We start from the raw sequence: 13,008 nt of genomic DNA, 5'->3' as shown, positions 1-13,008 counted from the left end.
GCTTCAGCTCAGCTGAACGAGAAGCGCCGGTGGGCGAAGTCGAGCAGCGGTCGTTCGAAATATCGATAGCTCAGGGCACACAGCCCGAATGTCAGCGCGAGCGCGGCGAAGGTTAGCGAGACGCCGGCGAGGCTCCCGACTGTCCTCGGTTCATGCAGCACGGCGAACAGCAGGTACACGATGACGTGGTGGGTGAGATACGCCGCGTAGGACGTCCTGGCGAAGAAGTTCGCGACCGAACTGCGCAGCAATGCGAGTTTTGGCGAGCCGCGATTTTCCAGCACGACGAACAGCAGGGAGCCGAAGAAGATCTCGACCTGGGTGTGCGAGAACGCCACCGACCAGCGCTTCCATCCGAACAGCCACAACAGCGGAAGCGAGATGATCGACCATTTGAGGATGCCGGCGACGCGCCTGGATATCTCGGCATCCGGCTTGCGATAGAGGCGCCACCAGGCGATCAGCGCGCCGATCGCAAGCGAATCGATCCTGAATTGCGGCAGCACGTACCAGCCGTAAGCGTCCGGAAGCGCGCTATCGATCAGGCGCCCGACCGGACAGATCAGGATCGGCACGAGCAGGATCGCGAACAGCCGCTCGGGCGGGATGTTCCGGACCAGCAGCGGAAACAGCAGATAGAACTGCTCCTCGATCGCGAGCGACCAGGTCACGGCGAGCCAGTAAGCGCCATCGGTCTGGGCCTTCGCCATGCCGAAATTCTGCAAGCCGACCAAATAAAGCCAGCCGGGCACGCCCCTGGTGTCGAACAGATCAGGGCTTAGCGAGAAATACCAGCCGATCAGCGCGCCGGCGCACATCAGGTAGTAGAGCGGCCAGATCCGAAAGGCGCGCCTGCCGTAGAACGCCGCGTAATAGCGTTCGGCCGCGCGGTGCCGCAGCAGAATATCCGTGATCAGATAGCCGGACAGAATGAAGAACAGGTCGACGCCGAAGCGGCCGACATGCAGCAGTTTCCACGGCCAGCCCTCTGGACCGTCCGGCGCGCCGAAATAGTGCCAGATGACGACGATCAGCACCGCGATCGCGCGCAGCCCGTCGAGCTCTCCGATCCTGCCACGTTCCAACGCAAGCTCGCCTTGCACAAGCACAGGATCTGGTCTCATCCAAAAGGGCCGCGCATCATCGCATGCGGCGCGCCGACAGCTTAAGGGAATTCGGCCCGGCGCCTAATGGCGGTCCGGATTGTTCATCATGTATTCGCCGAGATCACGCTGCCGCCGATCGGTGCGGGCTTCGGCGTTCTGGCGCTGGACGTCGCGATCCTTGCGGCAGGCGACATATTCGGGCGAGCCGACCGCGACCTTGCCACCAGCCTGACAATACTGATCGTCGTCGCCCATGCTCTCCGCGATCGGCGATCGCCCGCGTTCGAGACAGCCCGCCAACAGCGGCAGTGCGAGCAGCAATGCAAGAGGCGCGCGTGCGGAAATGGATCGCATCCGGTGGTCCGTATCTCGTGGCTGTGACGTTAGAGGGCCGGGATGACCCGGCAATCCATCAAAATCAAGGCCGATTTGCTTCCCATGGGTTTCGGGGGTGCGCGGCGGGATTGGACGATGGTGCGCCCATTGTTGAATCTCGCCCGGGGCCACCCCTCTCCCCAACCCTCCCCCGCAAGGGGGGAGGGAGCCTGGCCAGCGTGCTCACCTCACGTGATGCAGCGCCAACTGACGCCCTGAACGCCGCTTACGTAAGGCAGCCACCGGCGGAAGGGTTCCCTCCCCCCTTGTGGGGGAGGGTTAGGGAGAGGGGTGGCGGGCGGTCTATCTAGAAGCGCACGAAGCACACCAACAACGAAGACCTACGCCTACGCCTTGCCCTTCAGCGCCTCGCCGATTTCGTCGAGCACCTTGGGGTCCTCGATCGTCGCCGGCATGGTCCAGGGCTCGCCGTCGGCGATCTTCTTGATGGTGCCGCGCAGGATCTTGCCGGAGCGGGTCTTCGGCAGCCGCGCCACTGTGATCGCGAGCTTGAACGCGGCGACCGGCCCGAGCTTGTCGCGCACCAGAGCCACCACCTCCTTCTCGACCTGATCCGGCGCCTTGGTCACGCCGGCCTTCAGCACCAGGAAGCCGCAGGGCACCTCGCCCTTGATCGCATCCTTGACGCCGAGCACGGCGCATTCGGCGACGTCGGGATGCGAGGCCAGGATCTCTTCCATCCCGCCGGTGGAGAGCCGGTGGCCGGCGACATTGATGATGTCGTCGGTGCGGCCCATCACCCAGACATAGCCGTCCTCGTCCTTGTAGCCGGCGTCCGAGGTCTTGTAGTAGCCGGGGAATTCCGAGAGATAGGCGTCGCGGAAGCGATCGTCCTGCTGCCACAGCGTCGGCAGGCAGCCCGGCGGCATCGGCAGCTTGATCACGATCGAGCCCATCGTGCCTGCGGCGACCGGCTTCGCCGCCTCATCGACGATGTCGACCTGATAGCCCGGCATCGGCACCGTCGGCGAACCGTGCTTGACCGGGAGCTGGCCCAAGCCCACCGGATTGCCGGCGATGCACCAGCCGGTCTCGGTCTGCCACCAGTGATCGATGACAGGCACCTTGAGCTGCTGCTCGGCCCATTCCACGGTCGGCGGATCGGCGCGCTCGCCGGCGAGAAACAGCGTGCGGAAGCGCGAGAGATCGTAGCTCCTGAGCAGCTTACCCTCCGGGTCTTCCTTCTTGATCGCACGAAACGCGGTCGGTGCGGTGAAGAAGGCCACCGCCTTGTGCTCCGAGATCACGCGCCAGAACGCGCCGGCATCCGGCGTGCCGACCGGCTTGCCCTCATACATGATCGTGGTCGCGCCGTGGATCAGCGGGCCATAGACGATATAGGAATGGCCGACCACCCAGCCGATATCGGAGCCGCACCACCAGATCTCGCCGGGCTTCACGCCGTAGAGATTTTCCATCGACCATTTCAGCGCGACGAGATGCCCGCCATTGTCGCGCACCACGCCCTTCGGGATTCCGGTCGTGCCCGAGGTGTAGAGGATGTAGAGCGGATCAGTCGCGGCGATCGGCACGCAGGGCGCGGCCTTGCCGGCGTCGAACGCGGCGCGGCGCAAAGTCGCCCAGTCATGGTCGCGGCCCGCGGTGAGCTCGCAAGCCTGCTGCGGCCGCTGCAGGATGATGCAGGTGTCGGGCTTGGCGCCGGCGAGGCGGATCGCTTCGTCGAGCAGCGGCTTGTACTGCACGATGCGCCCGGGCTCGATGCCGCAGCTCGCGGAGAAGATCAGCTTCGGCTTGGCGTCGTCGATGCGGGTGGCGAGCTCCTTGGCCGCGAAGCCGCCGAACACCACGCTGTGCACCGCGCCGATCCGCGAACAGGCCAGCATCGCGACCACGGCCTCCGGCACCATCGGCATATAGAGGATGACGCGATCGCCCTTGGCCACGCCGAAATCCTGCATCACAGCGGCGAGCGTCTTCACCTCGTCCAGCAGCTCTGAATAGGTGAATTTGGTGATGGTGTTGGTGAGCGGGGAATCGTGGATCAGCGCGACCTGGCCGGCGCGGCCGCCGGCGACATGGCGATCGAGCGCGTTGTAGCAGGTGTTGACGACGGCGCCGGCGAACCAGCGTCCGTAGGCGCCCACGGAGGGATCGTAGATCTTGCTGGCCGGCTCGATCCAGTCGATCTCGCGCGCCGCTTCCGCCCAAAAACCCTCGGGGTCCCGAAGCGAGCGGGCATACACCTCATGATACCGGCTCTGCTGATCGTTCATCGCGTTTCTCCCTCGCGCGGTCGCGCGTCATTTGCCGACCATTGTCACGGGAAGCGGCGCCGTTTCAAGCCGAAATGACCGCGACCTTCGGCCGGAGGAGGCAAGAGCGCTTTCGGGACCGCGCTCTAATACCCGTCGACCCCGTTGATCCGCTGCAGCCGCTCGCGCATCGCCTTTTCCAGATCATAGCCCGGCTTGCCGAATTCCGCGTCGCTGCGGGCAATGAACTGATCCTGCGCGCGCTGCAGCTCGCGCGCCTGGCCCGGGTTCTGCGCCTCGCGCACGGTGCGGAAGGTCGATGCGACGATCTCGCGATCGAGATCGGCGAGCGCGGGATTGGCGCAGATCGCCTTCTCCACCGGCCGGCGCGCCTTGCGGCAATCGAAGCTCGGCTTGCCGGCGACCGCCATCAAGGCGCCGATCCGCTCCAGCTCCAGCGACAGCGATTTGTAATTGGCCTTGGCGGCGGCGTGATCGGGGTTGAGCTTGACGGCGGCGCCGAAATCCATGATCGCCTTCGGCCGGTCACCCTTGCGGCGCCACAGCTCGCCGCGCGCATTATGCGCATCTGCAAGCGATGGATCGAGCCTGAGCACGGCGTCGTAATCCGCGATCGCGCGATCGACCATCTGCATGCGGTCATACGCGCTCGCACGCGCCATCAGGGCCTTGACGCGATCCGGCTTCGCCGCCTTCTCATTGTCGATCAACGCGCCGCAGACGTCGATGATCTTGTCGTCATCCGTTGCCGCAGCCGCAGCGATGCAGGGCCCGGCATCGGCCTGCACATCCTTGCCGGGTTCGCTGCCGGTGGCACGCGCAACGCCTGCGGTCAGCGCGCCCGAAAGGCAGACGCACAGCAATGCCCGTGCCAGATGTGCAGAGCTGCGTCGCATTCCAATCGCCGACAAGGCATCCTTCTCCTGCACCCGAACCGCCGGCCCTGATTTTCCGGCGGTGCCATTTGCCGCCAAACCACACGCCGGATTATACGTCAATTGCGACGATCGGCTGCACTTGGGGCCGCACTTTGGGGGTTCGCCTTGCTCACGTTCGAATGGATCATCGGCCTGTTGCTCGCAGCGGTGGCACTGTCGGCGCTGGCGCGGCGGATCAAGGTGCCCTACCCGACCTTTCTTGCGCTCGGCGGCGTGCTGCTGACCCTGCTGCCATGGGCCCCGACCTGGGCGCTGGAACCAAAACTGGCGCTGGCGCTGTTCGTTGCCCCGGTGCTGCTCGATGCCGCCTTCGACACCTCGCTGCGCGATCTCCGCAACAACTGGCTGCCGGTCTCGACGCTGGTGGTGGTCGCGGTCGGCGTCACGACGGCGGCGGTTGCCGTGGTCGCGCATTGGCTGCGTCCGGACATGCCCTGGCCGGTTGCGATTGCGCTCGGCGCCATCGTGGCGCCACCGGACGCGGCTGCCGCCACCGCGATCCTGCGCCAGGTCAGCCTGCCCTACCGGATCCAGAAGATCCTCGAAGGCGAAAGCCTGCTCAACGATGCCACGTCGCTGCTGATCTATCGTGTCGCGGTCGGCCTCGTCGCCGCCGAGCACATGAAGATCCGCGAGTTCGTGCCGTCGATCACGGTCGCGCTGGTCGGCAGCCTCGCCGCCGGCTATTTGTTCGCGCAGGTCTGGATGATGATCACGCGCCGCATCACCGAGGCGCCGAGCGCGATCATCACGCAATTCGGCGGCACCTTCATGGTGTGGATCGTCGCCGAGCATCTCGGCCTGTCCGGCATCCTCACCATCATCGCCTATGCGATCACCATCGCCCGCACCGCTCCGGCCCGCACCTCGGCACGGCTGCGCGTGTCGTCCTATGCGGTGTGGGAAACCGTCGTGTTCGTGCTCAACGTGCTCGCCTTCATGCTGATCGGCCTACAGTTGCGCCCGATCTGGTCCGAGCTCGACGCCGAGGTGCGGTGGAAATATTGCAGCTTTGCCGCCGCGATCCTCGCCGTCGTGATCCTCGCCCGTATCCTCTGGGTAATGCCATATGGGGCCCTGCTGCGCCTGCTGAAGTCGCGCAACCTGCTCCCCGCCCATGTCGTGGATGCCGTGCCGACCCTGAAGCGCGGCTTCATCGTGTCGTGGTGCGGCATGCGCGGTATCGTGACGCTCGCCGCCGCGTTTGCACTGCCTGAATGGTTTCCGTACCGCGACCTGATCCTGCTGACCGCGTTTGCCGTGGTGCTCGGCTCGCTCGTGATCCAGGGGCTGACGTTGCGGCCGCTGATCCTGGCGCTCAATTTCGACGACGACGATCCGGTCGGGCGCGAGGCCGCTCATGCCCGCAGCGTGGTGTTTCGCGCCGCGCTCGATGAGATCGACGAGGACCCGTCCGAGGAAGCCGAGATCCTCCGGCTCGAATACCGCGCTGTGCTGATGCGCGCCGAGAATGACTCGGACGGCGGCCTGACCTCACGCGAGCTGCCGTCGGATCCGCTGCGCCGCCGCGCCATCGCCGCAGGCCGTCAGGCGCTGCTCAATCTGCGCCGCACCGAGACCATCGGCGACGACGCGTTCCATCTGGTCGAGGAAGAGCTCGACCGCGCCGAGCTCAGCGTCGAGGCGTAAAGCGCGATGGGGTTAGGATGAATAGCCGCCGCGACGGCACTGCGCTCCCTCTCCCCGTTCTTTACGGGGAGAGGGTTGGGGTGAGGGGCTGTCTCCGCGTAGGCGGCGATAGCTGCATTTGCGGAGACTTCCCCTCACCCGGAACGCATCTAGCGATGCATTCCGACCTCTCCCCGCACGCGGGGCGAGGTAAAGCGAAGTTCGCTGCTCAGGCACCCGACTTCACGCGCCCGATTTGGAGGTGATGCCGCCGTCGACCACGAGCTCGATGCCGGTGACATATTTCGATTCATCCGAGGCGAGGAACAGCGCGGCGTTGGCGACGTCCCAGGCATCGCCCATGTGCCCCATCGGCACCTGCGCGTCGCGGGCGCGCCACATCGCCTCGACATCGCCCTTGGCGTAGCTCTGCGCGAGGCCCGCCGAATGCGCGACCATCGGCGTCTTCATCAGCCCGGGCAGGATCGCATTGACGCGCACGTGCCTGGAGGCGAACTCGACCGCGGTCGAGCGCGTCATCTGGTTCATCGCCGCCTTGCTCGCATTGTAGCTGACATAGGAAATGCCGACATGGCGGATCGAGGCGATCGAGGAGATGTTGATGATCGAGCCGCCGCCCTGCTTGATCATGACCGGGATGACGTGCTTCATCGACAGATAGGCGCTCTTGAGGTTGACCGCGAACACGCGGTCCCACTCGGCTTCCGCCACTTCCACCACGCTGCCGACCTCGGCGATGCCGACATTGTTGTCGAGCGCGTCGATGCGGCCATAGGCCTTCAGGCAGGCCGCGACCATCGCCTCGACCTCGCTGGCACGCGAGACATCGGCGGTGAATGCGGTCGCCTTGCCGCCCTCCTCCGTGATGATCTTGACCGTCTCCTCGGCCGCGGCGCCGTTGCGATCGACGCAGAACACGCTGGCGCCCTCGCGCGCGAAGGTGACGGCGGTCGCCTTGCCATTGCCCCAGCCGGGCCCGATCGAGCCCGCACCGACCACCATCGCAACCTTGCCCTTGAGCCGATCCATCACCTGTTCTCCCGTTTGTTGTTCTTGCACCCGGACCGTAGCCCGGATGGAGCGCCAGCGAAATCCGGGAGCACTGTTCCCGGATTACTCTTCGCTTCATCCGGGCTACGGATCTTTGCAAACACTCATCGTCGTGACATTAGCACCGATCGGATGCCCGAAAATCTCCGATAGCGTCTGGCAGCGTCCCGCCTCGCACAGATGCCATTCGCCGGCGGCGCCGGAATTGCCGAGCACGACCTCCGACCTTGGCACAGGCGGCGGCGACCATTGAAACCAGCCATCGACGAGTCGCGCCTCCGGCGGCGGCTCCATGCCGGCGCCGGTGCCCTTGATGCGTGCCTGTTGCAGCGTGAGCCCGGCCGGCGTCACCTGCCAGTCTTCCTGCCAGGCAGTCTTCTCGATCGAATGCGTCCAGCTAAGCGTGAAGGCTGCGATCGACAGCGCCTTCACGACACCGGCGGACGCGAGGCAGAGGCTCAAGCCGCCGCCACCACGTTGCGTGGACGCTGCCGCCATTGCCACAGCACGACCGCGGCGGCGAGCGTGAAGCCCGCCGTGTCCGAGAACTGGAAATCGCCGAGCAGGCAGAGCGCGGCGCCGAACGCCACCGCGATCTCGATCAAGGTCAGCCGCGTGAACAGGAAGCCGATCGCGACGATGCCGAACAGGCCGATCGCCACCAGCGCCTTGAAGGTCGCCAGTGCGACCGCGCCGTAGAAGCCGAGCTGCGCGGCCATCGGATCATTGCCTTGCAGCATCAGCGCCGGCGAATAGACGAAGATGAAGGGAATGACGTAGCCGGCGAGCGCGATCCGCATCGCCTCCCAGCCGATCTTGTCCGGATTCTCCTTGGCGATCGGCGCTGCTGCGAGCGCCGCGAGCGCAACCGGCGGCGAGAGGTCGGCCATGATGCCGTAGTAGAACGCGAACATGTGGCTTGCGATCAGCGGTACGCCGAGCTTGGCGAGCGCAGGTGCGGCCAGCGCCGCGGTGATGATGTAGGTCGGGATCGTCGGGATGCCGGTGCCGAGCAGGATCGACAGCAGCATGGTCATGATCAGCGCCAGGAACAGGCTCTTGGCACCGAGCCCGATGATCCAGCTGCCGAAGATGGTGCCGACGCCGGTCTGCGTCATCATGCCGATGATGGTGCCGACGATGGCGCAGGCCATGCCGACGGTCAGCGCCGATTTGGCGCTGTCGGCGAGCGAGTCGCGGCAAGCCTTGAGCGTGGCGCGGCCACCGCGCGTGACCGCCGCGATCGCCATCAGGCCGGCGACGACGCTGGCCACCGGAACGATCTCGAGCCCGTGGCGCGAGACCGCGGCAACCACCAGCGCAAGGCCGATCCAGAAGATGGTGCGCACGATCGTGTTGGAGAAGCCGAGCGTGATGCTGGCGCCGAGGATCAGCGCGACCGTCAGCGCAAGCCCCATGCTGCCGGCATAGAGCGGTGTGAAGCCTTCGAACAGCATGTAGACCAGCGCCGCGAGCGGCAACACCAGGTACCAGCGCGCCACCAGCGCCTTCCAGGCGCTCGGGATCTCCGAGCGCTTCATGCCGACGAGGCCATGCTTGCCGGCTTCCAGATGCACCATCCAGAACGCCGAGGCGAAGTAGAGGATCGCCGGAATCACGGCGGCCTTGACGATCTCCGAATAGGGCACGCCGAGCGTCTCCGCCATGATGAAGGCGACCGCGCCCATCACCGGCGGCATGATCTGACCGCCCATCGACGCGGTGGCCTCGACGCCGGCGGCAAACGCACGGCGGTAGCCGAACTTGATCATCAGGGGGATCGTGAACTGGCCGACGGTGACGACGTTGGCGACGCCGGAGCCCGAGATCGTGCCCATCATGCCCGAGGCGAACACCGCAACCTTGGCCGGGCCGCCGCGGGTGCGCCCGAACAGGCCGAGCGAGACGTCGGTGAACAGCTGGATCATGCCGGCGCGTTCCAGGAACGAGCCGAACAGGATGAACAGGAAGATGTAGGTCGCCGAGACGTAGATCGGCACGCCGTAGAAGCCTTCGGTGCCGAACGACAGATGGGTGACGATCTGGTCGAAGTCATAGCCGCGATGGTTGAACGGCGACGGCAGATGCTGCCCGAAGAACCAATAGAGCAGGCAGGCGCCGCACATCAGCGGCAGCGCCGCCCCCATCAGCCGCCGCGTGCCCTCGAAGATCAGGATCGCAAGCAGCGTGCCGACCGCAAGGTCCATGTTGGTCGGATCGCCGTCGCGGGCGATCAGGTCGGCATAGAAGATCCACTGATAGAGCCCGCACAGGAAGCCGGCGGCGCCGACGATCCAGCTCACCGCGCGGCCGAAATCGGTTTTGGCGGTGAAGTTACCGATCAGGCCAAAGGTCAAGAGGATCAGGAAGCCGACATGGACGCCACGCACCACCTGGCTCGGCAGATAATTAAAGGCCGCGACATAGAGCTGGAACACCGCGAAGGCGAGACCGATGGCATAGGCCAGATGCCCCCAATTGCCCGGACCGAAGCCCTCCGGAAAGCCATGCTCGAAATTGTCGAATTCAACCTTGATGGGCTGTTCGCCCGCAATCTGCTGCTGCATTGAATGAGTCCCCCGCCGTGCCCGCGACGCTTATATCCACCTGGCTTGTGTCCCGAAACCGGGAAAAGCCGTGCCGCCGTCATTGCGAGCCACCTGGTCGGCGCGTAGCGCCGCCGGATGACAGGCTCCGCGAAGCAATCCATCACGCCGCAAGCGGAGGAGTGGATTGCTTCGTCGCGGAGCCTGTCATCGGGCGCGCATTCGCGCGACCCGTTGGCTCCTCGCAATGACGAAGGAACAGACGCCCCAGCCCTACTTGATCAGGCCCTTTTCCTTGTAATAGCGGATCGCGCCGGGGTGCAGCGGCACCGGGCTGCCGGTCGCGGCGGCCTCGAGCTTGATCTCCTTGCCCGCGGCGTGGGCATTGGCGAGTTCCGGCAGCGATTCGTAGACCAGCTTGGTCATCTGATAGACGAGATCGTCCGACACCGCGCTCGCGGTGACGAGGTAGTTCACGACCGCGGCGCTCGGCACGTCCTTGTCCTGGCCGGTATAGGTGTTGGCCGGGATGATCACGGAGACGAAGGGCGGACCGATCTTGTCGACGGTCTCCTTCGGCACGGCGACCACGGTGATCTCGCTCGAGGTCGAGAGATCCTTCAGCGAGGCGACGCCGAGGCCGGCGGACTGCAGCGTGGCGTTGAGCTGGCGGTTCTTCATCAGGTCGACCGATTCGGCGAACGGCAGATACTCGACCTTGCCGAGATCCTTGTAGCTCATGCCGGCGGCCGCGAGGATCGCGCGCGAGTTGAGCTCGGTGCCGGACTTCGGCGCGCCGACCGACAGGCTCTTGCCCTTCAGATCGGCCAGCGTCTTGATGCCGCTTTCGGCGGTGGCGACGATCTGGATGTAGTTCGGATAGATCGCGCCGATGGTGCGCAGCTTGTCGAGCTTGTTCTTGAAGCCGGCCTCCGTGTCGCCTTCCCAGGCCGCCTTCAGCGAATCGCCGAGCGTGAAGGCGATCTCGCCGCGGCCCTGCTGCAGCAGCACCAGGTTCTCGACCGAGGCCTTGGTCGCCTGCACCTGGGTCTTCACGCCGGCGATCTTGTCGCCGTAGATCTTTCCGATCGCGACACCGAGCGGATAGTAGACGCCCGAAGTACCGCCGGTGAGCACGTTAATGAACTGCTCGGCCTGCGCGACAGGCGCGGACAAAACACTGGCGGCCACGATCGCGGCAGCCATCAACCTTGATTTCATGAGTATTATTCTCCCCTGAGCCGGGCCGGAAATTGGCCGCACGCTCCCGCCGGGTCAACCCATCCAAATGACGCATGCAGGGCCGAAATCCCTGATGGCAGCACCACTTTACCTGCGCTGGAAGCCGGTGCCTGCACGTCTGCGGCCGCAAGCCGATTTTCGCCGGCAGCCTTCCTGTTCCTTGCAGCCGTCGCTCGTGCCGGGCTGATCGGCTACTGCGCGTTGATGCCGGAGACGTTGCGATCGGCAGCGATGACGTCACGCACGACTGCATTGGCATCGCAGAACCGATGATCTGATTCGCCGTCATTGCTCGACGGCAACTCGACCTGATGTCCGACAATGACGCAATTACGCGCCAGCAACGACGCGACAACACAGTCATTAACGTCGTCTCGCGATGACACACGCGCGCGACGTTTCCGGCAAGGTGCAAAGTCGGACACGATTGCTCTCATGAACGCCAGATGACGCATTTGTTGCGCGCGTAACCGCGGCAAGACGCGGCGATTCCAGCATCATTTGAGTCGAATTGAATCCTTTAAGGTTAGCGAGCCAATCAATGTATGAACCAGAAATTTCCATGATTGCCGCGGCTCTAGGATGTACGAGTCAAGCCGGGGTAACTACGGACAAGGCGGGGCATGAATCACATCAGCCACATCACACAACCACGAGCCGGCTGGTTCGGACATCGCAAGCTGACCCCACGCGCATGCATTGCGGACAGCAAAAAACACCTTCGGACCTTTCTCGCGGAGGCGCTGGAAGACCTCGGCTTCATCACCAGTGAATGCAGCCAGGCCTTGGAACTCGACACCGTGCTCGACGCGGAACGGCCCGATCTTCTGGTGCTCGGCGTATCCGTGGACGGCATCGAAGTCAGTAAAATTCTCGAGACTTTGGTGAGAAAGGACTACGGCGGAAAGGTCCTCGTCATCGGCCAGCCGGACTCGATCATCGTCAAGGCGGTCCGGCAGATCGGCGATGAGTACGGCATCGCCATGCTGCCGGCTCTCTCCACCCCGTTCAGCGCCGGAACCCTTCGTGACAGTCTCGCGTCATTGATGCCGCTCGAGCCCGCGCCGAGCCCGGCGGTAGATGTGCCCGAAGCGCTGAAGGCCGGCTGGCTCGAGCTGTGGTATCAGCAGAAAATTCATCTCCGGACGTTGGTTCCGAGCGGCGCCGAGGCGCTGATCCGGATGCGCCATCCCGCATGGGGCGTCGTGCCGCCGGCCTACTTCATCCCCGACGAAAGCGATCCGCATTTTCATGCGCTGTCCGAGTTCGTGATCGAGCGCGCGATCGAGGACTGGCGTTATCTCCTGGAGCAGATCGGGCCGGTCAATCTTTCGATCAACCTGCCGATCTCCTTCCTCGCCGACGATCATGCAGTGCGCGAGCTTTGCTACCGGATCCCCGATCACGCCGCCTTCGCCGGCCTGCTGATCGAGATCGACAGCGCCGAGGTGGTCGACAATCTCGACCTCGCGATCGAGGTCGCCCGGCGCGTTCGGCTGCACAATATCGGTATCTCGATCGACAATGTCGGCGCCAACTGGCCGTCCTTGCTGGGATTGCCGAACTTTCCATTCGTCCAGCTGAAGGTCGATCATCAATACGTCACCGGTTGCGCGGATCAGCGTCTGAAGCAGACGGTGTGCCGGCGTATCGTCGAGCTCGCACACGACGCCGGTGCGCAGGTTGTCGCGCAGGGGGTGGAGACGCGCGCGGATTTCCTCGCCGCGCACGAGATGGATTTCGATCAGGTCCAGGGCTACCTGTTCGGCAAGCCGATGGGCGTCAAGAAGTTCGCCCGCTCGCGCATGCACTTCTCGGAGAAAGAGCCGGCGTCCTGAGGCTCGGC

The 13,008-nt window shown here is 64.8% G+C and carries 11 protein-coding genes; 2 read left to right on the top strand and 9 right to left on the bottom strand.

What is annotated here, in order from left to right; translation table 11 throughout:
* Positions 1–8: 8 nt before the first annotated feature.
* The 4 genes from XH92_RS05395 to XH92_RS05380 form a co-directional block, all read right to left on the bottom strand.
* On the bottom strand, positions 9–1,085 hold the full coding sequence (locus XH92_RS05395) for an acyltransferase (protein ID WP_194458314.1): 1,077 nt from the start codon (positions 1,083–1,085) through the stop codon (positions 9–11).
* 102 nt (positions 1,086–1,187) lie between these two features.
* Positions 1,188–1,460 (bottom strand): hypothetical protein, encoded by a 273-nt coding sequence (locus XH92_RS05390; RefSeq protein ID WP_194458312.1) that lies wholly within the window; start codon positions 1,458–1,460, stop codon positions 1,188–1,190.
* Between the two features lie 368 nt (positions 1,461–1,828).
* Positions 1,829–3,736: a propionyl-CoA synthetase gene (locus XH92_RS05385; RefSeq protein ID WP_194458311.1), complete on the bottom strand. Its 1,908-nt coding sequence runs from the start codon at positions 3,734–3,736 to the stop codon at positions 1,829–1,831.
* A gap of 125 nt (positions 3,737–3,861) precedes the next feature.
* Positions 3,862–4,632, bottom strand: coding sequence for a hypothetical protein (locus XH92_RS05380; RefSeq protein WP_194458310.1), 771 nt, complete (start codon positions 4,630–4,632; stop codon positions 3,862–3,864).
* Between the two features lie 147 nt (positions 4,633–4,779).
* On the opposite strand from XH92_RS05380, the gene XH92_RS05375 reads away from it, so the two are divergent.
* Positions 4,780–6,324: a sodium:proton antiporter gene (locus XH92_RS05375; protein WP_194458309.1), complete on the top strand. Its 1,545-nt coding sequence runs from the start codon at positions 4,780–4,782 to the stop codon at positions 6,322–6,324.
* A 222-nt stretch (positions 6,325–6,546) separates the two neighbouring features.
* Here the strand turns inward: XH92_RS05375 and XH92_RS05370 are convergent, their stop codons facing one another.
* The 5 genes from XH92_RS05370 to XH92_RS05350 form a co-directional block, all read right to left on the bottom strand.
* Positions 6,547–7,353, bottom strand: coding sequence for an SDR family NAD(P)-dependent oxidoreductase (locus tag XH92_RS05370; protein ID WP_194458308.1), 807 nt, complete (start codon positions 7,351–7,353; stop codon positions 6,547–6,549).
* A gap of 105 nt (positions 7,354–7,458) precedes the next feature.
* Entirely contained in the window at positions 7,459–7,872 is a 414-nt protein-coding gene (locus XH92_RS05365; RefSeq protein ID WP_194458306.1) for a DUF1850 domain-containing protein, read from the bottom strand.
* Entirely contained in the window at positions 7,833–9,941 is a 2,109-nt protein-coding gene (locus XH92_RS05360; RefSeq protein ID WP_194458305.1) for a TRAP transporter permease, read from the bottom strand. Before XH92_RS05360 ends, XH92_RS05365 begins: the two co-directional genes overlap by 40 nt.
* A 252-nt stretch (positions 9,942–10,193) precedes the next feature.
* Positions 10,194–11,141, bottom strand: a complete 948-nt coding sequence (locus tag XH92_RS05355) for a TAXI family TRAP transporter solute-binding subunit (RefSeq protein WP_194458303.1) — start codon at positions 11,139–11,141, stop codon at positions 10,194–10,196.
* Between the two features lie 212 nt (positions 11,142–11,353).
* Complete coding sequence (locus tag XH92_RS05350; protein WP_194458302.1) at positions 11,354–11,587, bottom strand: hypothetical protein; 234 nt, start codon at positions 11,585–11,587, stop codon at positions 11,354–11,356.
* Positions 11,588–11,785: 198 nt separating this feature from the next.
* Between XH92_RS05350 and XH92_RS05345 the strand changes: the two genes are divergently transcribed.
* A complete protein-coding gene (locus XH92_RS05345; protein ID WP_194458301.1) occupies positions 11,786–13,000 on the top strand; it encodes an EAL domain-containing protein in 1,215 nt (404 codons plus the stop codon).
* Positions 13,001–13,008 lie beyond the last annotated feature (8 nt).

The organism is Bradyrhizobium sp. CCBAU 53421, assembly GCF_015291625.1.
In the GTDB taxonomy this organism is placed as follows: Bacteria; Pseudomonadota; Alphaproteobacteria; order Rhizobiales; family Xanthobacteraceae; genus Bradyrhizobium.
This window is presented reverse-complemented; position numbering and strand designations above follow the sequence as displayed.

What these genes read in the sequence shown, in the direction of transcription:
- XH92_RS05390 (WP_194458312.1), bottom strand. Translation starts at nt 1,460, where the DNA reads ATGCGATCCATTTCCGCACGCGCGCCTCTTGCATTGCTGCTCGCACTG.
- XH92_RS05385 (WP_194458311.1), bottom strand. Translation starts at nt 3,736, where the DNA reads ATGAACGATCAGCAGAGCCGGTATCATGAGGTGTATGCCCGCTCGCTT.
- XH92_RS05380 (WP_194458310.1), bottom strand. Translation starts at nt 4,632, where the DNA reads ATGCGACGCAGCTCTGCACATCTGGCACGGGCATTGCTGTGCGTCTGC.
- XH92_RS05370 (WP_194458308.1), bottom strand. Translation starts at nt 7,353, where the DNA reads ATGGATCGGCTCAAGGGCAAGGTTGCGATGGTGGTCGGTGCGGGCTCG.
- XH92_RS05365 (WP_194458306.1), bottom strand. Translation starts at nt 7,872, where the DNA reads ATGGCGGCAGCGTCCACGCAACGTGGTGGCGGCGGCTTGAGCCTCTGC.
- XH92_RS05360 (WP_194458305.1), bottom strand. Translation starts at nt 9,941, where the DNA reads ATGCAGCAGCAGATTGCGGGCGAACAGCCCATCAAGGTTGAATTCGAC.
- XH92_RS05355 (WP_194458303.1), bottom strand. Translation starts at nt 11,141, where the DNA reads ATGAAATCAAGGTTGATGGCTGCCGCGATCGTGGCCGCCAGTGTTTTG.
- XH92_RS05345 (WP_194458301.1), top strand. Translation starts at nt 11,786, where the DNA reads ATGAATCACATCAGCCACATCACACAACCACGAGCCGGCTGGTTCGGA.